Annotated in this window: 21 protein-coding genes; 12 read left to right on the top strand and 9 right to left on the bottom strand. The window is 72.0% G+C overall.

From position 1 onward, the window contains the following. Positions 1-10: 10 nt before the first annotated feature. A complete protein-coding gene (locus ABWI04_RS11465) occupies positions 11-1,378 on the bottom strand; it encodes an acyltransferase family protein (RefSeq protein ID WP_353832345.1) in 1,368 nt (455 codons plus the stop codon). A gap of 495 nt (positions 1,379-1,873) precedes the next feature. Between ABWI04_RS11465 and ABWI04_RS11460 the strand changes: the two genes are divergently transcribed. Both ABWI04_RS11460 and ABWI04_RS11455 read left to right on the top strand, forming a co-directional pair. Continuing rightward, positions 1,874-2,875, top strand: coding sequence for an aldo/keto reductase (locus ABWI04_RS11460; protein ID WP_345182062.1), 1,002 nt, complete (start codon positions 1,874-1,876; stop codon positions 2,873-2,875). Positions 2,876-2,916: 41 nt separating this feature from the next. After that, a complete protein-coding gene (locus ABWI04_RS11455) occupies positions 2,917-3,690 on the top strand; it encodes a class I SAM-dependent methyltransferase (RefSeq protein ID WP_353832344.1) in 774 nt (257 codons plus the stop codon). A 23-nt stretch (positions 3,691-3,713) separates the two neighbouring features. On the opposite strand, the gene ABWI04_RS11450 is transcribed toward ABWI04_RS11455, so the two are convergent. Beyond that, positions 3,714-4,451: a class I SAM-dependent DNA methyltransferase gene (locus ABWI04_RS11450; RefSeq protein ID WP_353832343.1), complete on the bottom strand. Its 738-nt coding sequence runs from the start codon at positions 4,449-4,451 to the stop codon at positions 3,714-3,716. 102 nt (positions 4,452-4,553) lie between these two features. Between ABWI04_RS11450 and ABWI04_RS11445 the strand changes: the two genes are divergently transcribed. Next, entirely contained in the window at positions 4,554-5,984 is a 1,431-nt protein-coding gene (locus tag ABWI04_RS11445; protein WP_353832342.1) for an NDP-hexose 2,3-dehydratase family protein, read from the top strand. Between the two features lie 6 nt (positions 5,985-5,990). On the opposite strand, the gene ABWI04_RS11440 is transcribed toward ABWI04_RS11445, so the two are convergent. Both ABWI04_RS11440 and ABWI04_RS11435 read right to left on the bottom strand, forming a co-directional pair. Continuing rightward, on the bottom strand, positions 5,991-6,818 hold the full coding sequence (locus tag ABWI04_RS11440; RefSeq protein ID WP_353832341.1) for an ABC transporter permease: 828 nt from the start codon (positions 6,816-6,818) through the stop codon (positions 5,991-5,993). Positions 6,819-6,828: 10 nt separating this feature from the next. After that, positions 6,829-7,842 carry an ATP-binding cassette domain-containing protein gene (locus ABWI04_RS11435; RefSeq protein WP_353832340.1) on the bottom strand — a complete coding sequence of 338 codons (1,014 nt, stop codon included), beginning with the start codon at positions 7,840-7,842 and terminating at the stop codon, positions 6,829-6,831. A gap of 183 nt (positions 7,843-8,025) precedes the next feature. Between ABWI04_RS11435 and ABWI04_RS11430 the strand changes: the two genes are divergently transcribed. Genes ABWI04_RS11430 through ABWI04_RS11420 form a run of 3 tightly spaced genes read left to right on the top strand, consistent with a single transcriptional unit; the run spans position 8,026 to position 11,012 of the window. Continuing rightward, positions 8,026-9,264, top strand: coding sequence for a macrolide family glycosyltransferase (locus ABWI04_RS11430; protein WP_353832339.1), 1,239 nt, complete (start codon positions 8,026-8,028; stop codon positions 9,262-9,264). A 52-nt stretch (positions 9,265-9,316) separates the two neighbouring features. Beyond that, a complete protein-coding gene (locus ABWI04_RS11425) occupies positions 9,317-10,369 on the top strand; it encodes an NAD-dependent epimerase/dehydratase family protein (protein WP_353832338.1) in 1,053 nt (350 codons plus the stop codon). Further along, positions 10,356-11,012, top strand: coding sequence for an NHL repeat-containing protein (locus ABWI04_RS11420; protein WP_345182079.1), 657 nt, complete (start codon positions 10,356-10,358; stop codon positions 11,010-11,012). Before ABWI04_RS11425 ends, ABWI04_RS11420 begins: the two co-directional genes overlap by 14 nt. Before the next feature lie 21 nt (positions 11,013-11,033). On the opposite strand, the gene ABWI04_RS11415 is transcribed toward ABWI04_RS11420, so the two are convergent. Further along, the gene (locus tag ABWI04_RS11415; RefSeq protein ID WP_345182081.1) at positions 11,034-11,705 is read right to left on the bottom strand and encodes a DNA alkylation repair protein; all 672 of its coding nucleotides are present in this window, start codon (positions 11,703-11,705) and stop codon (positions 11,034-11,036) included. Positions 11,706-12,047: 342 nt separating this feature from the next. On the opposite strand from ABWI04_RS11415, the gene ABWI04_RS11410 reads away from it, so the two are divergent. The 3 genes from ABWI04_RS11410 (at position 12,048) to ABWI04_RS11400 (ending at position 15,355) form a co-directional block, all read left to right on the top strand. Further along, positions 12,048-12,749: a DUF899 family protein gene (locus ABWI04_RS11410; protein WP_345182083.1), complete on the top strand. Its 702-nt coding sequence runs from the start codon at positions 12,048-12,050 to the stop codon at positions 12,747-12,749. Between the two features lie 95 nt (positions 12,750-12,844). After that, positions 12,845-14,068, top strand: a complete 1,224-nt coding sequence (locus ABWI04_RS11405) for a cytochrome P450 (RefSeq protein WP_353832337.1) — start codon at positions 12,845-12,847, stop codon at positions 14,066-14,068. 153 nt (positions 14,069-14,221) lie between these two features. Beyond that, on the top strand, positions 14,222-15,355 hold the full coding sequence (locus ABWI04_RS11400) for a nucleotide disphospho-sugar-binding domain-containing protein (protein ID WP_353832336.1): 1,134 nt from the start codon (positions 14,222-14,224) through the stop codon (positions 15,353-15,355). Here the strand turns inward: ABWI04_RS11400 and ABWI04_RS11395 are convergent. The 3 genes from ABWI04_RS11395 to ABWI04_RS11385 are packed head-to-tail and all read right to left on the bottom strand — an operon-like array spanning position 15,336 to position 19,714. Continuing rightward, positions 15,336-16,568, bottom strand: a complete 1,233-nt coding sequence (locus ABWI04_RS11395; RefSeq protein WP_353832335.1) for a DUF885 domain-containing protein — start codon at positions 16,566-16,568, stop codon at positions 15,336-15,338. The genes ABWI04_RS11400 and ABWI04_RS11395 overlap by 20 nt on opposite strands. Positions 16,569-16,607: 39 nt before the next feature. Further along, on the bottom strand, positions 16,608-18,380 hold the full coding sequence (locus tag ABWI04_RS11390; protein ID WP_353832334.1) for an ABC transporter substrate-binding protein: 1,773 nt from the start codon (positions 18,378-18,380) through the stop codon (positions 16,608-16,610). Continuing rightward, on the bottom strand, positions 18,377-19,714 hold the full coding sequence (locus ABWI04_RS11385) for an aminotransferase class V-fold PLP-dependent enzyme (RefSeq protein ID WP_345182095.1): 1,338 nt from the start codon (positions 19,712-19,714) through the stop codon (positions 18,377-18,379). Before ABWI04_RS11385 ends, ABWI04_RS11390 begins: the two co-directional genes overlap by 4 nt. 393 nt (positions 19,715-20,107) lie before the next feature. Between ABWI04_RS11385 and ABWI04_RS11380 the strand changes: the two genes are divergently transcribed. Next, on the top strand, positions 20,108-21,754 hold the full coding sequence (locus ABWI04_RS11380) for an ABC transporter substrate-binding protein (RefSeq protein ID WP_353832333.1): 1,647 nt from the start codon (positions 20,108-20,110) through the stop codon (positions 21,752-21,754). A gap of 13 nt (positions 21,755-21,767) precedes the next feature. On the opposite strand, the gene ABWI04_RS11375 is transcribed toward ABWI04_RS11380, so the two are convergent. Then, the gene (locus ABWI04_RS11375) at positions 21,768-22,772 is read right to left on the bottom strand and encodes a methyltransferase (protein ID WP_353832332.1); all 1,005 of its coding nucleotides are present in this window, start codon (positions 22,770-22,772) and stop codon (positions 21,768-21,770) included. Positions 22,773-22,901: 129 nt separating this feature from the next. Between ABWI04_RS11375 and ABWI04_RS11370 the strand changes: the two genes are divergently transcribed. Both ABWI04_RS11370 and ABWI04_RS11365 read left to right on the top strand, forming a co-directional pair. Further along, positions 22,902-23,663 carry a class I SAM-dependent methyltransferase gene (locus ABWI04_RS11370; RefSeq protein WP_353832331.1) on the top strand — a complete coding sequence of 254 codons (762 nt, stop codon included), beginning with the start codon at positions 22,902-22,904 and terminating at the stop codon, positions 23,661-23,663. Between the two features lie 32 nt (positions 23,664-23,695). Continuing rightward, on the top strand, positions 23,696-24,895 hold the full coding sequence (locus tag ABWI04_RS11365) for a macrolide family glycosyltransferase (RefSeq protein WP_353832330.1): 1,200 nt from the start codon (positions 23,696-23,698) through the stop codon (positions 24,893-24,895). Positions 24,896-24,899: the final 4 nt, after the last annotated feature.

The raw sequence follows: 24,899 nt of genomic DNA, 5'->3' as shown, positions 1-24,899 counted from the left end.
CGGGCGTCGGTCAGGCTTGCGCGTCCCGGGGGGCGCGCACCGTGCCAGCCGTGCCAGCCGTGCCAGCCGCGCCCGCCGTGGCGGGCGCCGCTTCGGCGGGAGTGCTGACGGCGACGCTCAACTCGACCGGCGCCTTGCCCAGCCGCGGCCGGAGCATGTGGAACGGCTTCTCGACCACGATGTAGCTCGCGTAGCCGACCATCACACACAGCGCCAGCTCGACGGCCAGGACCTCCCAGTAGCCGCCGATCTCGGGTGCGAAGAGCGGCCCGACGAACTTGGCGTAGACGAAGATGTGCCAGAGGTAGACGCTGTAGGAGATCCGGCCGAAGAACCGCAGCAGCGAGTTGTCCAGCATGAGGCCCGCCACCTTGAACCGGACGCCCGGGACGGTGAGCGGCGCGAAGACGGCCACGGAGAACGCGAGGAAGAGCCAGTAGTCGGCGGCCGCGGCCGGCGCCGGCACGTAGTCCACCAGGCGGTAGTCCGCGAGCGGGGAGAGGCAGGCCAGGACGAAGATGCCGAGGGCTCCCAGCCAGAGCTTGCCCGGGTGCCGGCCGATCAGGCGGTACACCCGCGGCACCGCGTCGGGGCGCGTCTCCGCGGCGGCGGACAGCACGGCCAGCATCATGCCCACCGAGAGCCAGCCCATGTAGCTCATCGGCCAGAAGTACTGCGTCGGCCACAGCTTCATCGGGTCGTCCCGGAACTGCGGGAAATGGAGCCAGGTGAAGAAGGCGAAGCCGATGAACACCGGGACGGCCAGCGGCACGAGCAGCCGCTTCACCCGTGCCTCGTGGGTCTCGGCGCGCCGCGCGTAGCGGTGGAGGAGCCAGGCGAACACCGGCATGGCCAGGTAGAACAGGAAGTCGTTGGCGTTGCTCCAGGTGTGCATCATCCCCATGGGAATGGCGCCGTGCTCCCAGATCTGCAGCAGGAGCAGCGGGCGGATCACTTCCCAGGCCCCGTGGATGCTGTCGCGGTTGAGCACGAGGAGAGCGGTGATCGTCAGGACCCAGTAGGCGGGCAGGATCCGCAGCGCCCGCCGCCAGAAGTAGCGCTTGACGTTCGGCCTGCGCTCGCCGGTGAGCGTGTACAGCGCGAACGCGCGGTACAGCAGGTAGCCGGTCATCACGAACCAGATCGGGAAGGCGACCGCCACCCGGTTCAGCATGATGGCCCAGATGCCGTTCCCGGTGGAGTGCATGTAGCTCCAGCCCTGCACGCTGGTCGCCACTCCGGTGTGGCCGAGGACGACGAGCAGCACGACGGCGCCGCGCAGTCCTTCGAGCTCCGGGATGAACTTACGAGGCCGGTCCGACGCTGGATCGGGCGCGGCGGCTCCCACAGCATCCCCGCTGGAGGCCTTCGTTACCATGGGCGTTTCTCCCATCTCGCGCGACCCTGGATTCGGCGGGTCGAAGCGAAGAGCGGATCGGTTCGGACGGTCCATCGAGGTCGGCCGCGGCCTCGCCCGGGCGGAATTCGGCCGCGGTCCGACGACGGCGTGCGGGGCCGATCAGAAGGCCGGCGCCGCCGGAGAAGGCGGCGCGCTCCCCGTCACCGTGCCGTGCTCACGCGTGGGATGCGTCGGAGTCGCTGACGATCCCCCACCCCCCGGATCTCCTCGGCTGGGTCACCGAGGATCTGTCGCCGGACACGCTCGGCGGGTCGTCCGCCGTGGACCGGATCGCCGTCCCGCGCCGATGCGGTACCGCACTCGGGGCCATGTGGACCACCTTTACCCGCCAAAGGTCCTACACTTGAGAAAACGATAGCATTGACGTCGCAGGACGCGATAGTAGGGGACATAGGGGAATCTGGCTTTAATAACTAGTATCGTGAAAGCCGTTCGAGCCTGAGGAGGCGGTCGATGCCCGATCCCGGAGAGTTCCGCGTACCGCTGGGTTCCACCGATCTGCGGATCGGCCGCCTCGGCCTCGGCACCGTGAACTTCGGCGGCCGCGTCGACGGGGCGGACGCGCACCGCCTCCTGGACCACGCGCTGGCGAGCGGGATCAACCTCGTCGACACCGCGGACATCTACGGCTGGCGCGTCTACAAGGGCCACACCGAGGAGGTCATCGGAGACTGGCTCGCGGCGCGCCCGGGCCGCCGGGACGAGGTCGTCGTGGCCACGAAGGTCGGTAGCCCGATGAGCGACGACCCGGGCGACCGCGGCCTGTCGGCGCGGCGCATCGTCGCGGCGTGCGAGGCGTCCCTGCGCCGGTTGAACACCGACCGGATCGACCTGTACCAGATGCACCAGGTGGACCGGTCGGTCCCCTGGGACGAGATCTGGCTGGCCATGGAACTGCTGATCGGCCAGGGAAAGGTCCGCCACGTCGGCTCCTCCAACTTCGCCGGCTGGGACATCGCCCTGGCCCAGGAGACCGCCGCCCGCCGCCGCGTCCCGGGGCTCGCCTCGGAGCAGTGCGTCTACAACCTCGTCACCCGGCACGCGGAGCTGGAGGTGATCCCCGCGGCGACGGCCCTCGGGCTCGGGGTGCTGGTCTGGTCGCCCCTGCACGGCGGCCTGCTCGGCGGCGTGCTGCGCAAGAAGGCGGAGGGGACCGCGGTCAAGTCCGCCCAGGGGCGCGCGGTCGACGCGCTGAAGGAGCACGCGGCGGCCATCGCCGAGTACGAGCGGTTCTGCGCCGACATCGGGCGGGACCCCGCGGAGGTCGGCCTCGCCTGGACGCTGGCCAGGCCGGGGGTGACCGCGGCCCTCATCGGCCCGCGCACCCCCGACCACGTCGACGGCGCGGTGAGGGCGCTGGACAAGCCGCTGACCGAGGAGGAGACCGACCGGCTGGAGGCCCTCTTCCCGCCCGTCGGCCGGGGCGGACCGGCGCCGGCCGCGTGGATGAGCTGACCCGTCTTGACGCGATCTCTGCCGCTGGGAGGACGAGACAGGTGACCTCGCCGAACCACAGGGACCCGCGCTCGCTGGCGCGCGAGTCGGACCAGGAGCGCGACGTGCGCGAGCGGCTCACCCGGCTGCTGCGCGAGACCCCCATCCCGCCCGAGTACCTGATCGACAATCTGGCCCTGTACCTGCGGCGGCCCCAGCTCACCGACCTGCTGTGCATGGACGCGCTGTACCGCATGATCCTCGACGTCCCCGGCGTGATCATGGAGTTCGGCGTCCTCCACGGGCGGCACCTGGCCACGCTGACCGCGCTCCGCGGCTGCCACGAGCCCTACACCTCGGTGCGGCGCGTCATCGGCTTCGACACCTTCACCGGTTTCCCCGACGTCGGCGACGTCGACCGGGCCGGGCCCAACGCGGTGGCCGGCCGGTTCGCGGTGAGCGAGGGCTACCCCGACTACCTGCGGGAGGTGCTCGACGCGCACGAGTCCGGCGAGCCCTTCGCGCACGTCCGGCGGACCGCGGTGGTCCAGGGCGACATCCGCGAGACCCTGCCGCGCTACCTCGCCGACAACCCGGAGACCGTGATCGCGCTGGCCTACTTCGACCTCGACCTCCACGCGCCGACCCGCGCCGCGCTGGAGGCGATCCGGCCCTACCTCACGAGGGGCAGCGTGCTCGCCTTCGACGAGATCGCCTATTCCAAGTGGCCGGGGGAGACGGCGGCGCTGCGCGAGGCCGTCGGCCTCGACAAGGTGACTCTGCGCACGCTTCCCGGACGGGAGCCGCCCATCACGTACCTGCGCTGGGGCGAGTAGCGCCCGCCGGCGCCGCCCGCGGGTCAGCCCCTGCGCACTCCGACGAACAGGCCGTAGCCGTTGAGGCCGGCCTCCTCGTGCTCGACGTCGCATCCGGAGTCCTCGAACGCCGCCGCGAACTCGTCGGCGGTGAACATGGTGAAGGTCTCCAGGGTGCGGAACTCGCTGACGCCGGTGGGGCGGCCCACCAGCCAGCGCACGTCCATCCGCGCGGCCCGGTCGCGCCGGGTCGAGTGGGAGACCCGCGCGACGACCGTGTCGCCGTCCCGCACCAGGTCGGCTCCGACGTATCCCTCGATGAACCTCTCCGGCGGCCACCAGGGTTCGACGACGAGCACCCCGCCGGGGACGAGATGGTCCGCCATGGCCCCGACCGCGGCGCGCATGGCGGCGACGGTCGGCAGATAGGCGATCGCGGTGTAGAGGCACGTCACGGCGTCGAAGGCGCGGCCGAGGTCGAAGGCCCGCATGTCGCCGTCGTGGACGGTCACCCCCGGCAGCCGCCGGACGGCCCGCTCCCGCATCGCGCGCGAGATCTCCAGGCCCTCGACGTGGTCGAAGCCCGACCGGAACGCCTCCAGGTGGGCCCCGGTGCCGCAGGCGACGTCGAGAAGGGACCGCGCGCCGGGGCGGCGCGCCCGGATGCGCCGCGCGACCTGCGCCGCCTCCTCGCCCCAGTCCTTGCCCCGGTGCCGGTACGTCAGCTCGTAGACCTCGGCGTGCTGCGGGCCGAAGGCGACGTCGCGCTCCGAGGCGGACACGGGCTCTCCCTTCCCGGCTGCTAATGCTATATGTAATTTAAGTAGATGATACAGCCGGGCGCGAACGGCAGCCGGATCCGGCGGCCGCGGACGGAGGCGGGCATGGCGGGTGCGAACGCGGGCTCTGCGCTGAGGGCGGCGCCGAGCGAGGAATCCGAACTGGGCCGGCGGCTCGCGGCGTCGGCCGAGTGCCGGCCCCGGCCGGCCGGGGACGTCCTGGAATGGCTGGACGAACGCCGCCGCCGCGTCCCGGTCGAGGTGACGCGCATCCCGTTCGCGCGCATGACCGGCTGGTCGTTCGCGCCGGGGTCGGGCGACCTCGTGCACGAGAGCGGCCGCTTCTTCACCGTGGGCGGCATCCACGCCCGCACCGACTACGGCGCCACCCCCGAATGGCGGCAGCCGATCATCTACCAGCAGGACGTCGCCATCGTGGGCATCCTCGCCAAGGAGATCGACGGCGTCCTGCACTTCCTGATGCAGGCCAAGATCGAGCCGGGCAACGTGAACACGGTGCAGCTGTCGCCGACGGTGCAGTCCACGTCGAGCAACTACCTGCGCGCGCACCGCGGCGCCCGGTCCCGGTTCGTCGAGTACTTCACCGAGCCCGGGCGGGCCCGCGTGCTGGTCGACGTCCTCCAGTCCGAGCAGGGGGCGTGGTTCTGGGCCAAGCGCAACCGGAACGTGGTCATGGAGGTCGCCGGGGAGGTGGAGCCGCACGAGGACTTCGCGTGGATGACGCTCGGCCAGATCCTCGACCTCCTCCACCACCCCAACGTCGTGAACATGGACTCCAGGACCGTCCTGGCCTGCCTGCTCGCCGCGGCCCCGTCCATGGGCGCGCGGCCGGACGACGGCGCCGCGGCCACCTTCGCGGAGGCGTACGCCTCCGGCGGGGACGCGCTCCTCTCCCCGGCGCAGGTGAGGAGCTGGCTCACCGAGCGCAAGTCCGCGTACACGCTCACGACGCGCGCGGTCCCCCTGGACTCCGTGGACGGATGGGAGCGCGGCGCCGAGGCGGTCTCCCGTCCCGACGGCAGGTTCTTCAGCATCCTCGGAGTGGAGGTCCACGCGGGCAACCGGGAGGTGTCCCACTGGTGCCAGCCGCTCCTCGAACCCTCCGGCATCGGGCTGGCCGCCCTCGTCGTCCGCCGCATCAACGGGGTCCGGCATCTCCTGGTCCGCGCCGACCTGCGTCCGGGATGCCGCGACACCGTGGAGCTCGGCCCCACCGTGCAGTGCACCCCCGAGAACTACGCGGAGGCGCCCGGCGACCGGCGCCCCCGGTATCTCGACCTCGTCCTCTCCAGAGCCGTCCAGGTGAAGTACGACGTGGTGCAGTCAGAGGAGGGCGGCCGGTTCCGGCATGCCCTGACCCGCCATCTCGTGGTCGAGGTCGGAGGCGGCTTCCCCCTCCAGCCGCCTCCGGACTTCTGCTGGCTCACGGTGCCCCAGGCGATGGCGCTGGCCCGCCAGAGCTACCAGGTCAACATCGAGGCCCGCAGTCTCCTGCTCTGCCTGCACGCGATGTGAGGGCGCTCAGCGGCGGCCGCGGCCGTACCGGTACATGGTCAGCGGCGCGAAGACCGCGACGAGGACGGCGCAGGCCAGGAACGCCCAGCCCATCTGGCCCGCGGTCACGGTGCCGTCCATCAGCCCCCGCATGGCGGTCGTCACGACGCTGATCGGATTGACCTTGATCAGCGCCTCCAGCCAGCCCGGCATCGTCTGCTGCGGCACCATGACGTTGCTGGCGACGACGAGGACGAACAGGAGCGTCCAGCTCAGCGTCTGCGCCGCGGTCGGCGTCCGCACGCTGACCCCGACGAAGGTCCCGATCCAGGCGAGGCTGAAGGCGAACACCTGGAGGAACAGCAGCGCCAGCACGACGCCGCCCGGGCCGCCGTCGGGGCGGAAACCCAGCGCCAGCCCCAGCAGCAGCGGCACCACCGAGGCCACCGCGTACCGGACCACGTCCCCCAGCATCGCCCCGACCAGCACCGACGACTGCCACACCGGCAGCGACCGCACCCGGTCGAACACCCCCTGGTCGACGTCCTGGTTCAGCACGATCCCGGTGTACGCCGTGGTCAGGGCCACCGCCATGACCATGACGCCGGGCAGGAAGAAGTGCAGGTAGCGGTCGGGCGACCCGGCGATCGCGCCGCCCACCAGGTAGGTGAACGAGAGCGTGAAGATGACCGGGAGCATGAGGGCGTCCACCAGCTGGTTCGGCGAGTGCTTGATCTTCAGCAGCGCACGCCACCCGAACGTCATGGACGCCGACAGCGCGCCGGCCCTCGGCGGGCGCTCGCCCGGCGCCGCCAGCGGCCCCCGCGCGCGCGTCATCGGCTGGGACGTCGTCATCTCGCCCTCCTCAGTTGACCGTCTGCGTCTGGTCGTCCGCGGCCTCGTCCTCGTCCTTGTCCGCTCGCCCGCCGTCGGCCACCGGGTGGCCGGTCAGGGCGAGGAAGACGTCGTCGAGGCTCGACTGGGCCATCGAGAAGTCGTCGAGGGCGATCCCGGCGTCGGCCAGCGCGGTGACCGCCCGCGCCGCCTGCTGGGCGTCGCCGACCCGCACCGACAGCCGGTGCGGATCGGAGTCCGCGCCCGGCTCCACGGTCAGCTCGCGGGAGAGCATCTCCGCCGCCAGGGCGCGCTGTCCGGGATCCTGGAGCCGCAGCTTCAGCGCGCCGGTGCCGACCTGGGACTTCAGCTTCCCGGGCGCGTCCTCCGCGATGACCCTGCCGTGGTCCAGGACCGCGACCCGGTCGGAGAGCCGGTCGGCCTCGTCGAGGTACTGCGTCGTGAGCAGCACGGTCGTGCCCCCGGCGACCAGGGCGCGGATGATGTCCCACACCTGGTTGCGCGCCCGGGGGTCGAGGCCCGTGGTCGGCTCGTCCAGGAAGAGCAGGTCCGGCGTGACGATGATGCTGGCGGCGATGTCGATCCGCCGCCGCTCGCCGCCGGAGCAGGTCTTCACCGGCCGGTCCGCCACCTCCGACAGCTCGAAGGCGTCCACCAGGTCGTCGGCCCGCCGCCGCGCCGCGGCACCCCGGTGCCCGAGCAGCCGCCCCACCATCGCGAGGTTCTCCCTCCCGGTGAGGTCCTCGTCGATCGAGGTGGACTGGCCCGTGACGCTCACGCGCGACCGGACCGCGTCGGCCTCCCGGACCACGTCGTGGCCGAGCACCCTGGCCGTGCCCTCCGTCGGACGCAGCAGCGTCGTCAGGATCCGGAGGAACGTGGTCTTGCCGGCGCCGTTCGGCCCCAGCAGGCTGTGGACGATGCCGGTGGGGACGGCCAGGTCGACGCCGTCCACCGCCCGGGTCTCGCCGAAGGTCCTGACCAGCCCGGACGTCTCGACAGCGAGGGTCGAATTCGATCCCACGGTTGTGCCTCCCGTCGCCACCAGAAGATCGAGCTCATCCTAAAGCAGCAGCTTATATAAGTCAATGCCTAAGGACTGGGCCGGACGGCGCGCGCGTGCCGGGTGATCACTCTCTTGCTAACTTGAAAAAACCATAGTAGTGTCCGTTTTCATGGCTCATCTCGCCCGATCCGGGGAATCGTGATGCGACCACACCACATCCTTTTCGCCGTCACCGGCGGGTCCGGGCACATCCGCCCGACCTACGGCGTCCTCGACGAGCTCTCCGCCCGGGGGCACCGGCTCAGTTTCGTGACCTCCGGCGACTACGCCGAGGACCTCGCGGAGGTCGGGGCCCGGCAGATCCGCCACCGGTCGATCTTCGAGGACGGCGTCGACCTGCCGGAGATCGTCGAGCAGGAGGACGCCGAGGCGCTGACGGTGAGCGCCTTCGTCAACGAGAACCTCGCGATGCTCCGGGCGGCGGAGAGCGCCCTGGACGACGATCCGCCGGACCTGGTCGTCTACGACATCTTCCCCCTGATCGCCGGGCGCCTGCTGGCCGCCAGGTGGCAGCGGCCGGCCGTCTGCATCAACGGAGGCTTCGCCTCGAACGAGCACTATTCGGTGTGGGAGGCGCTCAGCGCGGTGCACGGGCACCGGCCCATCGTCGAGACCGAGACCTTCCAGAGGATGATGTCCGAGCTTCTGCCGGAATATCGCATCGACCGTTCCCCGACGGAGTTCTGGAACGCGATCGAGGATCTGAACGTCATCTTCCTGCCGCGGTCGTTCCAGGTGAAGAGCGACACTTTCGACGACCGTTTCGTCTTCGTCGGACCGAGCTTCTCGCAGGGGCGGCTGCGGCCGGGATGGCGCCCTCCCCGCGAGGACGCGAACGTGCTCCTCGTTTCCCTGGGCTCGACGTTCAACGGGCATCCGGAATTCTTCCGCAGTTGCGCGCAGGCGTTCGCGGGCACGCCGTGGCATGTCGTCCTGGTGACGGGCGACGGCACCGACCCTAAGGCGCTGGAGCCGTTGCCGCCCAACGTCGAGGTCCACCAGTACATCTCTTTCATGGAGGTCCTTCGCCACGCGAAGGCTTTCATCCTGCAGGGAACCCTCGGCGCGACCATGGAAGCCGTCCACTGGGGCTGCCCGATGCTCTTCTTCACCGAGTACGCGGTCGAGGCCAGGCCGTTCGCCGAGCGGTCCGTCGAGCTCGGCCTGGGCCATGTGCTCCGGCCCGAGCAGGTCGACGGCGGCGGCCTCGTCCCGGCGGTGGAGAAACTGGTCGCCGACGACGGCGTCCGCCGGCGGATCGCGCGGATGCGCGCGGAGGCCCGCGACGCCGGGGGCGCCGCCCGGGCCGCGGAGGCGATCGACTCGTACGCGCGGCGGGCCGGAACCCGGTCGGGCGGCGCGTTCGGCGCCGTCCGCTGACACGACGATGGCCGCCCCGTGCGGGGCGGCCGTGGCGAAGGGCGGAGGACCGATGGCGGTCGTGGTCACCGGCGGTTGTGGCTTCATCGGCAGCCACCTCGTGGAACGCCTCGCGCGCCAGGGCGAGGACGTCGTCGTCTACGACCCCGCGGCGCCGCCGCCCGACCTCGACTGCGGCGGGGCCTCCGTCCGCCACGTCAGGGCCGACATCCGCGACGAGCGGGCCCTCGCCGGCGCCATCGGCCCGGACGTGCACACCGTCTACCACCTCTGCGCGCTGGTCGGGGTCGACCAGTACCTCGACGACCCGCTCGAAGTGATCGACGTCGCGGTCTCCGGCACCCGCAACGTGCTGCGCGCGGCCTCAGCCGCCGGCGTGAAGGTCGTGGTCTCCAGCACCAGCGAGATCTACGGCAAGAATCCCGCCGTCCCCTGGTCGGAGGACGCGGACCGGGTGCTGGGCAGCGTCGCCGCCGACAGGTGGTCCTATTCCGCGAGCAAGGCCGTCGCCGAGCACATGGTCGTCGCCTACGCCCGCCACCGGGGCCTGCGCGCCTCGGTCGTGCGGTACTTCAACGTCTACGGGCCGCGGCAGCGCCCGGCGTACGTGATCAGCAAGACCGTCCACCGGGTGCTGCGCGGGCTGCCCCCGCTGCTGTACGACGACGGCGCCCAGACGCGCTGCTTCACCTTCGTCGAGGACGCGGTGGACGCCACGCTGCGGGTCGGCGCCCGGGAGATCGCCGACGGCCAGTGCTTCAACGTCGGCAGCGACCGCGAGACCTCCGTGGCCGACGCCGTCCGGCTGGTGACCCGGCTGGGCGGGACGGAGTTCGCCCCGATCCGCGTGAGCACGGACTCGGCGCTCGGCAGCGCCTACGAGGACATTCCCCGGCGCGTCCCGGACGTCGGGAAGGCCAGGGAGATGCTCGGCTGGCGCGCCCGCACCCCGCTGCGGGCGGGCCTCGCAAGGACGATCGCCTGGGCGAGGGAGAGCCCGTGGTGGCTGGACGCCGTCGCGGGCGCGCCCCGGCGGCCGCTGGTACCCACAGGCGTCACGACGGCCGCGGACGGCCGGAAAGCGAGGGGACATGACATCGGGTGAGACGGCGGCGACGGCCGCGGGCACCGGCGCCCTGCCCGCTCCCGCCGCCTACATGTGCGGGCTGACCTGGGACGGCGCCCTGCTGTGGCATTCGGACCAGGACGCGGAGAAGATCTTCGCGATCGACCCGGCGACCGGCGGGGTGAGCAGGACGTTCGCCTGCGACAAGGTGCGGGCGGACCTGGCCTTCGACGGCGCCCGGCTGTGCCAGGTCGGCGGCCGCCCGAAGCGGATCGTCCTGATCGATCCCGAGGACGGCCGGATCACGGGGGAGAAGGAGGTGCTCCCCGCGAGCGGCAGGCTGACCGGGATCGAGCACGGGCCGGAGGGCATGTACATGTGCCTGCGCGGTCCGACGGTGGTGCAGGTCCGCGACTACGACACCATGACCGTTCTGCGGGAGTTCCCGGCGGCGGGGGAGTCGCCCTCCGGGCTCACGTACGCCGACGGGGTGGTCGTCTACGGCGACTTCGACGACGCCGTGCTCCGCGCCATGGACCCGAAGACCGGGGAGCACCTGGGGGCCCTGCCCGTCCCGGGCCGCCCCACCGGGCTGACGTGGGACGGCCGCAGACTCTGGTACTGCGACTTCCCCGCGCGCGCGATCCGTCCCCTGGAACTGTCGGCGGTCCTCGCCGCCTGAGCGGGCCGGCGCGCGGACTCCCTACTTCGCCTTCTTCTTGCCCACCACTTCGCTGATCCAGATGGGCACGTACGGAGACGTGCAGTTCGGCGGAGTGGGGTAGTCCTTGAGCACCTCCAGGCGCTCGCCGATCTCGATCGCGCGGGCGCGGTGCTCCTCGTGCTTGATCCCGATGTTGCCCAGGCAGTCGTTCATCGCCCACTGCAGGCGGTCCGGGGCGCCCTTCATCTCCGCCTCGATGGTGTCGAGCAGCTTGCCGAGGTCGAGGCCGTCGGGCTTGCGCATCACGCGCTCGGTGGTCAGCGCCCAGCCGGCGCTCGCGATCACCGGATCCGCGTCGTCGAGCCACGCCAGGCGCAGGTCCTCGGAGTGCGGGCTCTTCTTCACCACGTAGTTCACGAGCCAGTCGTGCACCTTCGGGGTGCGCGCCTCGCGCAGCATGGCGTCGAGTTCGTCGCGCTCGAACTCCTTGGGGCGGCAGACCAGGGTCGCGAGCAGCCGCGCCGAACTGTCGCCGGTCTTCCAGAGCCCGCGCGCGAGGTCCTGCTGCGTCTTCAGCCGTTTCGCGAGCGCGCGCAGCTTGCTGAGGTTCACGCCGTGGTCGTCGCCGCGCTTCTCGTTCACCTCGCGCGCCTTGGGGTCCTCCAGCTCGGCCAGCTCGGCCATCACGTCGGCCACCGCGGTCCCGGCCATCCCAGCCTCCTGTGCCTCGAATCGCGAGCGTCTGAGAATATCGGCATAGTTGACAATTGTCGCAATAACGAGCCTAACATGCGCCGTGTTTCCCTTCAACTCTCCCGGACCTCGTGGAGAGTGATTTCGTCTTCATTATGCGGACCAGTTGCTATGCGGTGAATCGCGGCGTATCTGCTGATCTAATGCCGTTTTCGGAACGGCGAGGCGGCCGAGGCGGCGCGTGCTCCCCGACCGCCGCGCCCGCCGGATGGGGCCGAACCGCGCACGCCGGCGGGTTCATTATCGTAGAGTCCGATATCGAATTGACCCATGCCGCCCACGGACTCGAAGGGGCCAGTGATGAGCGACGACGAGCCGGAGATCGCACCGATGTGGCCGGTCGGGACGAGCCGGGAGTACATCGACGCGCGGATCGAACTGGCGAAGGCCGAAAGGCGGCTGCGCGACCGGGTCGAGGAGGTCGCCGCCGCCCGGCGCCGGATGCCCCGGGGCGCCGAGCTCGGTGACTACACCTTCACCGAGGGGCCGGCGGATCTCGAGAAGGACGAGCCGACCGGTTCGGTGTCGCTGCGCGACCTGTTCGGCGACCGCGAGACCCTCGTCGTCTACCACCTCATGTTCCACCCCGACGACGAGGCGGCGTGCCCGATGTGCTCGATGTGGGTGGACGGCTTCAACGGCGTCGCCGCCCACCTGGCGCAGCACACCGCCTTCGCCGTCGTCGGCAAGGCGCCCCTGCCGAAGCTGCGCGCCTGGGCGCGGCGGAGAGGATGGGACGCCGTGCGCGTCCTGTCCAGCCACGGCACGTCGTTCAACGCCGACATGCACGCCGAGCGCCCGGACGGGGCGCAGCGGCCCATGATCAGCGTCCTGGTCCGCGAGGACGGGCGGGTCCACCACTTCTACACGCTTCCGGCCGACTTCCTCGACGGCGCCCAGCGCGGCATCGACCTGCTCTCCCCGGTGTGGAACGTGCTCGACCTGCTGCCCGGCGGCCGCGGCGACTGGTACGCCGGAAACGCCTACGCCGGGCGCGGCTGAGCCCCGGCGCGCCGCCGGTCGATCGGAACGCTCCCGGCCCCCCGGGGGTCAACTCGGTATATATTTTCGTAGTATCGAGCTGATCGGGGGTCCCGATGACGAGTCAGCCCGCGGCCGACGCCGGCGTCTTCCCCGTCCCGCGCGCGTGCCCGTTCGGCCTGCCGCCGGAGTACGAGCGGCTGCTGTCGGCGGGGCGCGCGGTCCGCGCCCGCATGGCCGGCGGGAACTCGGCCTGGCTGGTCGCGCGGCATGAGGACGCGCGCAAGGTCCTCAGTGATCCGAGGATGAGCGTCGACCGCCGCCGCGAGGGCTTCCCCCGGTTCGCCCCCGTCACCGAGGAGGAGCGGCAGGCGTCCTTCCGCGGCTTCCGGCCGCCGATGAACTGGATGGACCCGCCCGAGCACACCGCCGCCCGGCGGTCCGTCCGCGCCGAGTTCTCCCCCGCGCGGACGGAGGCGCTGCGCCCGCGCGTCCAGGAGATCGTCGACCGGCGGCTGGAGCTGATGGCGGCCGCCCCGCGCCCGGTCGACCTGGTGCGCGAGCTCGCGGTCCCGGTCCCGTCGCTGGTGATCTGCGAGCTTCTCGGGGTGCCCTACTCCGCGCACGGCCACTTCGAGGAGCGCACGGGGCGGATGTTCAGCCACGCCACCCCGGCCGCGGAGCGCACCCGGGCGGCGCACGAGATCCGGTCCCTGCTGGCCGAGCTGGTGGCGGACAAGGAGCGCGACCCGCCCGACGACCTCCTCGGCCGCCTCATCGTCCGGGGGCGCCGGGAGGGCGCGGCCGACCGCGAGGCGGTCGTGAGCATGGCGTTCGTGCTGCTCGTCGCCGGGCACTCCACCACCGCCGACATGATCGCGCTCGGCGCCCTGACCCTGCTGGAGCATCCCGACCAGCTCGCCTCGATGCTCGCCGACCCCGCCAGGACGCCGCTCGCCGTCGACGAGCTGCTGCGGTACCTGACGGTGGTCAACGCCTCGACCGCGCGCACGGCGCTGGCCGACGTCGAGGTCGGCGGCGTCACGGTGCGGGCGGGGGAGGGCGTGGTGGTGCTGGGCCCGGCCGCCAACCGCGATCCGGAGGTGTTCGAGCGGCCGGACGAGTTCGACGTCGGGCGCGGCGGCGGGCGGCACCTGGCGTTCGGCGCCGGCCGGCACCGGTGCCTCGGGCACCGCCTCGCGCGGATGGAGCTGCAGGTCGTGTTCGACGCCCTCTTCCGGCGCCTGCCGGGCCTGCGGCTGGCGGTCCCGTTCGGCGCGCTGTCGTTCAAGGAGAGGGCGAACATCTACGGGGTGCGCGAGCTCCCGGTCACCTGGTGAGCGGCCACCGCCTCCGTACCGCCGCGGATATTGAACGAGCGAAGATCGTAGTTTAAGTTCATATAGTGAAGTCCGCGTGCCGCGGCTCCCGATCCCGGGTGCCGTCCGGTCCCGTCGCGGACGGGGGCACCGGGTAGAAGGGATCTTCCGGATATGCGCGTGATGTTCTGTTCTCACCCAGGTCTCGGACACTTCTTCCCGCTCGTCCACCTCGCCTGGGCGTTCCGTACGGCGGGCCACGAGGTGATCGCCACGCTCGCGGGGCCCACCGAGGGCGCGGCGGGCTCCGGTGTGGAGATCGTCGACGCCGCGCCCGGCTTCAGCATGGAGGCCGTCAACGAGCGGCTGGCCCGCGAGCACCCCGAGTTCGTCCGGACGGTCGCGACCAAGCCGGCGATCAACCTCGACGAGTGGGGGCCCGGGTTCGCCGCGATCAACCGTCCCCTGATCGACGGCATGGTGGCGCTGGCCGACGACTGGGGCCCGGACCTGGTGGTCTACGACCAGGGCACCACCGCCGGCCTGTTCGCGGCGGCCCGCGCCGGGGCGCCCGCCGTGCAGCGGAACGTGAGCGCCTGGCGCACCCGGGGCATGCACGAGGCCGCCGAGGCCTACCTGCCCGACGTCTGCGAGCGGTACGGCGTGTCCATCTCCAAGCCGGCCGTCACCATCGAGGAGTTCCCGCCCAGCATGCTGGCCGGCGAGCAGCCCGAGGGATGGTTCATGCGCTGGCTGCCGCACAGCGGAGGATCGGTCGTCGGAGACCGGCTGCCCCAGTCCTCCGGGCGGCCGCGGATCGCCGTGAGCATGGGGACGGTCGAACTCCAGATGCTGGGCACCGGGACCATGCGCACGATCATCGACGCGGCCTCGGGCGTCGACGCGGAGTTCGTGCTGGCGCTCGGCGGGGTCGACATCGGCTCGCTCGGCCCGCTGCCGGACAACGTCAGCTCCGTCGGCTGGATCCCGCTGCACTTCCTGCTGGGCACGTGCACCGCCATCGTCCACCACGGCGGCGGGGGGACGGCCCTGACCGCGATCGACGCCGGCATCCCGCAGCTCATCACGCCCGACCCCAGGGACCTGTTCCAGCACACGACCCTGGAGGCGGTGCGGAAGCGGGGCATCGGGTTCGTGAGCGAACGCGAGGACGTCGACGCCGACCTGCTGATCCGGCTGATGACCGACGAGGGCGTGCGCGCCGCCACCGCGGAGGTTCAGCGGGAGATGGCGACGCTGCCCACCCCCGCCGCCACCGCCCAGCGCATCATCGAGCACCTGTTCTGAGGCCCGGCGCGGGTTCCAGGTCCGCGCGGAGGTCGGACGGCAGCAGCGGCTCGTCGAGAAGCCTCTGGTAGCGCTCGACGAGGGACGTCCGGCCCGTCCCGGCGCCGAGCCACGCGCCCACCAGCCGCGGGCCCTCGATGTACGTCACCGAGTAGGCGCGCCAGAGCGGGTCGGTGAGGAACCGCGTCATCCGCCGGGCGTGCTCCGGAGGCACCAGGAGCCACCGTTCCAGATAGTCCGTGACCTCGTCGGCGTCGGCTCCGCGGTCGTGGAGCATGATGGCCGCGTCCTGGCGGGCGGGCATCAGCAGCCGGATCAGCCGCAGGATCTCCTCCACCAGCTCGCCCTCGACCCGGACGCCCTCGCCGGCCAGGATGTCGGCGGTCCAGCGGCCCCAGCCCGGGCCCGGCACCGCCGCGTCGGCCATCTCCGCGGTCCCCTCGGCCATCAGGCACTGCGGGGTGTTGACCAGCGAGATCAGGTGCTCGTCGTGGCCGGCGCCGCCGACCAGACCGGCCTCCTTGCGGCAGTGCTCGGTGTGGTGCCCGGGGTAGGCCTCGTGGATCGCCAGCAGCGGCAGGGCGGCGACGGTGCGGCCCGCTTCCGCGTTGAGCTCCACCCTGGAGCGGAAACCGCCGAGGTAGCGGTTGAAGGCGTTCCAGGGCTTGTCGTGCACGACCACGTACTCGACGCTCTCCTGTTCCGGCAGGCCGAACACCGTGCGGGTCATGGCGCGCAGCTCGCCGGACACCGCCTGGACGGCCCGAGCCAGGCGGTCCGGGGGGACGGCGTTGCGCTCGTAGAACGCCGCGGTTCGGGCACGCAGGTCCCCGGAGCCGGGCAGCAGCGCGCCGATCGCGTCGTGGATCTCCGCGTAGCGGTCGGGGTCGCCGGGTTCGATGTCGACCTCGAAGTACGTCCGGACCTCGTCCCGGAACGGGATCTCCTCCCCGGCCATCCGGCGGGCCGCGCAGTTCAGCGCGGCGAGCTGCGCGGACAGGAACCGGCGCCGCGGCTCGGCGAGGCCGCTGTCCGGGAGCGCGGCCAGCAGCCGGGCCGACCGGGCGGCCAGCCCGGACGCGTCGGGCCTGGGCTCGGCGTCCACCTGGCGGGCCAGCTCCGGGTCGCCGTACCAGGAGTCGACGAACCCGTCGGCGAGCCGGCCGAACCGCAGCCCGAGGCTGAGGTACTCGGTCACCACCTCTTCACGCATACCGCGCTCCCTGGATCGCCGCCGTGCGGTCCGCCGCCGTCATCCCGCGGGGGTGCCCGGCGGGTCGTCCGGCGGGTCGAGCCAGACGCCGGCGAGGTCGTAGGCGTGGCCGAACGCCGGCATCGGGACCGCGCCCCGCACCCGCGGGCCGCGCAGGCCCGGGACGGCCGGCCGCTGGAACAGGACGGGCACGACCGCGGCGTCCTCCAGCACCGTCCGCTCGGCCTGGTTCCAGGCCGCGGTCGACCGCGCCGGCTCCTCGATCGTGGCGAGCGCCCGCTCGATCAGGCGGTCGACCTCCGGACGGCGGTAGCGGCCGCGGTTCGCGGCGTTGCGGGAGTCGCCCGACTGGAACATCGGCTGCAGGAAGACCCGGCCGTTGGCGGGGTACCAGTCCGGCGACCACGACGCGGCCGCGAGGTCCCACTCGCCCGCCGCCGCGCGCCGCGGATCCCCGAGAAGGGCGTCCCGGGCGTCGTGGTCGAGCGCCACCAGCCGGACGGTGACGCCGGCCTTCTCCAGGTCGGCGGCGTACGACCGCGCGACCGCGGCGTCCAGGCCGGTGTCGAGATGGACGGCGGTGAGCGCCAGGCCGCTCCCGTGGCCCGCCTCGTCCAGCAGCGCCCGGCACTTGGCCGCGTCCCCCCGGCTCCCGGGGGTCGCGTAGAGGTCGAGCTCCTGGTGCGCGTCGTTGCCCGGCGGCACGACGGAGCCGGCGATCCGCACCAGCGCACCGCTGCCGGACCGCCGGTACAGGTCGGCGATCGCCGCCTTGTCGATTGCGAACGAGAGCGCCCGGCGCACCCGGACGTCGGCCAGCGCGCCGCCCGCGGTGGGGCTCTCGACGTTGAAGACGAGGTACGGGTCGAGGGAGAGGCCGAGGCCGTCGCCCGGATCGCCCGGCTCGGCGTCGTGCGGCTCGGCGACCCGCACGCCCCAGGGCAGGTCGGCCGCGCCCGACGCGATCCGCGCGGCGACGTGTTCGGGCTCCGCGTCCCCGACCGTGATCTCGATGGCGTCCAGGTGCCGGCGCCGGAGCGGATCGGACTCCTGCCGCCAGGCGGGGTTGGGTTCGAGCCGCAGCTCGCGGCCCGGAACCAGACGGACCGGCCGGTACGGCCCGTTGCTCCGGAGGTTGCGGTGCAGTTCCGGGCTGCCGGGCACGAACGCGTCGTACTCGACCGGGGCGGGCGACGCGCACGGCAGGGCCATGATGGCGGCGAAGTCGATGGCCGGCCGCATGAGCTCGATGACCAGCGACTCGTCGTCCAGGACGAGCACGCCGGGGATGTCGTGGGAGTTCTGGAAGGCGGCCAGTTCCTCGGCGGTCGGGTCGTCGCGGCGGATCGCCGCGGCGTAGTCCTCGCAGTACCGCGCCATGCCCCTGATCGTGCTGGTGAAGTAGGGCAGGGCGGCGGGCCTCGTGAGCGGGTTGGCCAGCCGCTTCAGCCCGCGCACGACGTCGTGCGCCGTGACCTCCCGGGCGGGCGCGGTGTCCCAGAACACGCCGCGGCGCAGGTGGACCACGTAGTTCGTGTGCCGCGCGCCCATCCCGGTGTTGTAGGTGGACGGGACGTCGGTCGCGAGGTCGGGCGCCGGGGCGATGGCCCGCCAGTCGCGCAGGTCCGGCGCGGGGACGTAGCCGAACAGCTGCCGGGCGAACAGCCTGACGACCTGGTCGGCGGGCGCCTGGTGGGAGGCCGAGGGGTCGAGGCGGTGGACGGGGGCCGGGCCGTGGAGGCGGAGCGTCCCGCCGGGCCGCGGCAGGTCCTCGCTCCAGCGGGCGTCCGCGCGCTGCTCGGACACGGTCATGACATCTCCTCGCCGAGGCGGGCCATGATGCCGATGGCCCGGTCGATCTCCTCGCGGGTGTTGAACAGGTGGGTGCAGACCCGCGCCGCGTAGTGCTGGTGCGGCGAGCCCGGGACGTCGAACTCGGTCCACCGGATCCAGATGCGGTGCTCCCGCTCCAGCCGGTCGGTGAACGCGGTGAACTTCTTGATGTTCCAGGCGGCCTCGGGGTCGCGGAACGGGTTGAAGGCGATGAGCGGGGACTTCAGCAGCGGGTCCTCGCCGGGAGAGAAGATCGACTCCTTGCCGAAGGCCTCCACGAGGCGCCCCCGGGCGTGGTCGCCGAGCTCCATCGCCCGCTTCTCGATGCGGTCCCGGCCGATCTCGTCCCAGATCTCGCAGGCCCGCGCCAGCGCGGCGCCGCGGGCGATGCTGGCGCTGCCGGCGCTCTGGACGTACAGGGCGGTGTCGTCGCTCTCGACCGACGTCCTCGTCCGCGGCGGGGGACTGCCGATCATCGGGTACCAGGTGGAGATCACCGGCCAGAACGTCGGCAGCGGAAGCGGGTTGTACTCCGGGAAGACCTTGTTGCGGAGGTAGAGGATGCCGGTGCCCAGCGGGCCGCACTGGAACTTCGACCCCGAGCACGCGATGAAGTCGGCGCCGAGCGCCCGCATGTCGAGGTTCACGAGGCCGGGCAGCAGCGCGCCGTCGATCACGGTGGTCAGGCCGTGCCGCTGCGCCAGCTCGCACAGCCTGCGCATCGGCATCATCGTGCCGGTGAACAGGGTGATCCCGGCGAACGCGAGCACCTTGGTGCGGGGGGTGATGGCCGCCTCGAAGAGATCGACGATCTCGTCGGCCGTGACGCCGTAGCCGGTCGGCATGGTCAGCGTCTTGATCGTCAGGCCGTACCGGTTCCGGACGAGGTTGAAGTTCGAGAGCACCGAGTAGCACTCGTGGCTGGTGGTGACCACCTCGTCGCCCTCGTGGAGGTCGAGCCCCTGGATGATCCGGGCGACGCCCTCGGTGGCGTTGTGGCAGATCACGATCTCGTCCTGGTCGACGCCGAACGCCCGGCCGATGAGGGCGCGGTGCTCGTAGTAGCCGGACGGCTTGTAGACGTCGGCGAGCCCGCCGGTCCACTCGCGGGTGACCCGGTCCATCGTGTCGAGCACCTCGTACGGCATCGCGCCGACGGTGCCGGTGTTGAGGTGGATGGTGGTCGGATCGAGGGCGAACATCTCGCGGATGCTCTCCCATGGCGCGTCGCGGAGCCGCCGCGGCGATCCGCCGTTCGCCGTCCCGGCCGGGTCCGGGACGCTGCGCTCGCCGGGCTTCACGGACTGTGTCACGAGTGACCCCCTCCACGTGCGGATGACCAGTCGCCCTCACAATACAATATGTTTTTGAAGTTACTCGGCCAATGGGCCCCGGATGAGGGCATTCCGTCCGTCGCTCCCCGAGCCCGCGCCGGGCTTCGTCCGGGTGGGCGATGGCTCCCGTGGGTAGAGGTGGGCGCGAGGATCGAGAGCTGCCGGGGAGGGCGGCCGGCCTGGTCGAGGGGAGCCGGGAGAGGCGTGAGCGAAGGGACGACGTCCCTATTGTGCTTTAAGAAACGATGGTAATCTCCGGCGTGGGACAGGTGGGGCGCCGGCCGCGGCGGCGGGGCCCGGTGACGCGCAGGGAGGGTGATCGGTGTGGAGCCTCGTTACGGCGGTACTCTCCGCTACTTCGGACCGGGCGGAATGGACCATGTCGATCCGGCCTGCGCCTATTACGCCTTTTCGCATCAGATCATCAGGCTGTTCGCCCGGCAGTTGTTCGGCTATCCGACGGCCGTGGACGAGAGCGCCCTGACCCCGGTCCCCGATGTCGCCGCGGAGGCGCCGACGGTCGCCAACGGCGGGATGAGCCCGGACGGGCTCGTGTACCGGATCCGCCTGCGCCCGGGCGTCATGTGGGACACCGACCCGCCGCGCGAGGTGACCGCGGAGGACTTCGTGCGCGGCTTCAAGCGGATGTGCAACCCGGTGGCCGGGGCCGGGGCGATCGCCTACTACACGAGCACGATCAGGGGGATGGCCGAGTTCGCCGAGGGCTACCGGCGGGAGTTCGCCGGACGGACCCCGTCGGCCGCCGACCTGGCCGGTTACCAGAACGCGCACGAGATCGCCGGGTTGCGGGCCGACGGCGACCGCACCCTGGTCGTCGAGCTCGTCCGCCCCGCCAACGACCTGCTGAACCTGCTGTCGATGATGTTCGCGTCCGCCGCGCCGCACGAGTATGACCAGTTCATCCCGGACAGTGATGAGTTCATCGCCAACATCCGCTCCAACGGCCCGTACCGCCTCACCGGCTACGAGAACGGCCGCTTCCTGACGATGGAGCGGAACCCGGTGTGGCGGCAGGACACCGACCCGCTGCGGCACCAGTACGTCGACGGCCTGGACGTGCGGATGGCGCGCGTCGACGACGACCGGGTGCGGGAGGCGATCCGGAGCGGGGAGGCCGACCTCTCGTGGGGCGCGCCGGTCATCAGCGAGGACCGCCGCCCCCCGGACGCGGACCGGCATCTCGGATACGCGATGAACCCGTACCTGGTGTTCAACATGAAGAGCCCGAACGAGGGCGGGGCGCTGCGCGACGTCAGGGTGCGCAGAGCCGTCGCGTACGCCGTCGACAAGGCCTCCATGGTCAGGCTGCTCGACGACATGGACCTCGGGACGGTGACCCAGACGGCGCACACGGCGATCCCTCCGGGCAACTTCGGCCACCGCGAGTACGACCGCTATCCCACGCCGGGCGACCACGGCGACCCGGCGAAGGCGCGGGCGCTGCTCGCCGAGGCCGGGTACCCCGACGGCCTCACCCTCAGGGCCCTCTACCGCGCCGACGCCCCCCACGCCGACATCGCCCGGTACTACGCCGCCGACCTGGAGAAGGCCGGGTTCACGGTCGAACTGCGGTTGATCAGCCAGCCCGACGAGTACTACCGGTTCCTGCAGAACCCGGCCATGGCCGAGGCCGGCGAGTGGGACATCACGGCGGCCGCGTGGACGCCCGACTGGTTCGGCAACAACGGCCGTGCCTACGTCCAGCCGATGTTCCAGTCCAACTTCGCCGCCGGCACCAGCAACTACGGCGGCTACCGCAACCCCGAGGTCGACCGCCTCATCGAGGAGGCCCTGTCGGAACAGGACCCGGCGCGGGCGGAGGAGCTGTGGCACCGGATCGACCGGCAGGTCATCGAGGACGTCGCGATCGTGCCCGTCCTGGCGTGCGAGCCGACCATCCCCCACATGACCAGCGCGCGCGTGCGCAACGGCCTGCCGCTGCCGCAGGTGGACCGCTGGCTCGACGCGGCCTGCATCTGGCTGGACCCGCCCGACTGACGAGGGGGGGCGGTCAGCGCGGCACGCCCTCGGCGATCGACATGACCGAGGCGGTGGGCACGACGCGGGCGAGCCGCAGGCCGGCGGCCTCGAACAGCGGGTGCAGTTCCGCCTCGGTGCGCTCCCGCCCGGTGCGCGCCGCGAGCATCATGAAGTCCATCGGCTTGCTCTGGTGGGCCTCGTTGCCGGCCGGGACGATCGCGTCGACGGCGAGGACCCGCCCGTCGGGCTTCATCGCCCGGCGGCAGTTGCGCAGGATCGCCACGCACTTCTCGTCGTCCCAGTTGTGCAGGATCCGCTTGATCAGGTAGACGTCCCCGGTGGGGACGGAGGCGAAGAAGTCCCCGTGGGTGATCTGCCAGCGGCCGGCGATGTCGTCGCCGCCCAGCAGGTGGTGGCCGAGCACGTGCTCCTCCCGGTCGAGCAGGATGCCGTGCAGCCCCGGGTTCTCGCGCAGCACGGCGCGGAGGAACCCGCCCTTCCCGCCGCCGACGTCGACGACCGTGCCCGTCGAGGGGAACGCGTAGCTCCCGGCGACGAGGGCGTTCTCGGCCTCGGAGACCGTCGCCATGCCGTCGTAGAAGAGCGCCTCGGTGTCGGGGTTCTCCGCGAAGTAGCCGCCGATCGTCGTGCCGAAGAGCTGCTCGAACGTCGTCGCCTCGTCCCGGGCGACGGTCGCGGCCTCGTGGACGACGGTCCAGAACATCCGGTCGGTGAACATCAGGATCCCCGCGCGGGCGGACATCGGCGCGCCGGCGCGCAGCGCGTCGCCCCTCGCGGTCAGCCGGAACCGCCCCGGCTCGTCCTCGTGGACCACGTCCCGCGCCGCGAGCAGGCGCAGGATCCGGTACAGCGCGCCCTGCCCCGTCCCGGTGGCGGCGGCGAGCTCGGCCGTCGTGCGCGGGCCTTCGGCCAGGTGGTCGGCCACACCGAGTTCGGCCGCCGCGCGCAGCGCGGCCGAGTAGGTGAACCCCATCGCCTCCTCGAACAGGAAGAGCGCGGACTGCTGCGCGTCCATCGGCCTCTGCTCCCTCCCGACGGCAGCCCGCCGTGGTCCGTCCTCGCCAGAGAGTTACTCTATGAATATAAAGTAACTTGGGCCTCGTGCAACGGGGGTGGATCAAGGTTGACGCCAGGAGACGCACCGATGGGCTACGGAGCGGCGCACGCCGAACTCTACGATCCCGTGTTCCTCAGCCGCGGGAAGGACTTCGAGGCGGAGGCCGAGGGGCTGAACCGCCTGGTCCGGTCCAGGCTGCCGGGAGCGCGGTCCCTGCTCGACGTCGCGTGCGGCACCGGAGCCCATCTGGAGAACCTCGCCAAGCACTTCGACCACGTGGAAGGACTCGACCACTCGCCCGCCATGCGGGAGGTCGCGCGGGGGCGTCTGCCCGGCGTCGCGGTGCATCCCGGCGACATGCGGGACTTCGAGCTCCACCGGACCTTCGACGTCGTGACCTGCATGGGCAGCGGCCTCGCCGAGGCCGACTCGCCCGAGCAGATGGCCGGCTCGGTCGCCAGGATGTCGGCGCACCTCGCTCCGGGCGGGGTCCTCATCGTCGAGCCGTGGTACTTCCCTGACAACTTCCTCGACGGGCACGCCGCCGGGCACCTGTTCCGGGAGGACGGGCGGGTGGTCTCGCGGCTGACGCACTCGGCGAGGCACGGGGACAAGAGCCGGGTGGAGATCCGGTTCATGATCGTGGACTCGTCCGGGTTCCGGGAGTTCACCGAGGTGGTCGTGAAATACCTGCTCCCCAAGGAGCGGTACGAGGCCGCCTTCGAGCGGGCCGGCTGCTCCGTCGAGTTCGTGCCCGGCTTCTCGCTGGCCGACGGCCGCCCGAACAGCCCCGGCCTCTTCGTCGGAGTCCGCGCGGGGGAAGCGGCCGAACCCGTCCGTCATGCTTGACTTTCATATAGTCAACGCTTGATGCTACCGCCATGCGGAGCGCAGCGGCCCACCGAATCGCCCTTGTCAACGTCGCCAACCACGGCAGCGTGCTTCCCACCCTTCCGGTGGTGTCGGAGCTGGTCCGGCGCGGCCACGACGTCGGTTACGTGACGTCGCCGGAGTACGCCGGGATGGTCGAGCGGGCCGGCGCGACGGCGATCCCCTACGCGTCGGGGGCCTCCGGCGCGGCCGAGGCGTTCGCGGACGACGACCCCGCCCGGCCGCACCTGCTGTACCTCGCGGAGAACGAGGCGATCCTGCGGGCGGCGCACGCGCACTACGGCGAGGACGCGCCGGACCTGGTGCTGTACGGGGAGGTGCCGATCATCGCCGGCCAGGCGCTGGCGGCCGTCTGGAAGCGCCCCGCGTGCCGGATCAACCCGGGCTTCGCCTCCAACCACGTCTACTCCTACTCGCGGGAGATGATCGAGGAGACCGGCGGCGTCGACGAGCGCACGCGGGACGTCGTCGACGCGCGGCTGGCCGATCTCCTCGCCGGGTACGGCCTGCGGGACCGGGCGGGGGAGTTCGCCGAACGCGTCGAGGACCTCAACCTGGTCCTCATCCCGCGCGAGTTCCAGATCGCGCAGGACACCTTCGACGAGCGGTTCGCGTTCGTCGGGCGCTCGGCGGCGCGAGAGGACCGGCCCGGCACGTGGCGGCCTCCGGAGGACGGCTCGCCGGTGGTGCTGATCTCGCTGGGGACGACCTTCAACGACCATCCCGACTTCTACCGGCAGTGCGCGGAGGCGTTCGCGGGCACGCCCTGGCACGTGGTGATGGCCCTGGGGGACCGGGTCGGGGCGGGCGATCTCGGCCCGCTGCCCCCGAACGTCGAGGCGCACCGCTGGGTCTCCCTCCCCGCCGTGCTCGAACACGCGCGCCTGCTCGTCACCCACGGGGGCATCGGAGCCGTGATGGACGCGCTGACCGCGGGGCGGCCCATGGTCGTCGTGCCGTTCACGTTCGACGTCAAGCCGATGGCCCGGCGGGTGGGCGAGCTCGGGCTCGGGACGGTGGTCCCCGCGGCGGAGTTCACCGGCGCGCGGCTGCGCGAGGCGGTGGAGGACCTGGCGGGCGACCGGGCCGCGCTGGAGCGGGTGCTCCGCATGCGCGAGCACGCGGCCCGGGCCGGCGGCGCCGCCCGCGCCGCCGACGTGCTCGAGGCCTATCTCGCACGGGAGCGTTGACCGG

Origin of the sequence: Actinomadura sp. NPDC000929 (genome assembly GCF_040492065.1) — a bacterium.
Lineage (GTDB): Bacteria > Actinomycetota > Actinomycetes > Streptosporangiales > Streptosporangiaceae > Spirillospora > Spirillospora verrucosospora.
The sequence above is the reverse complement of the archived record's forward strand: the minus strand, read 5'-3'. Positions and strand labels throughout refer to the sequence as shown.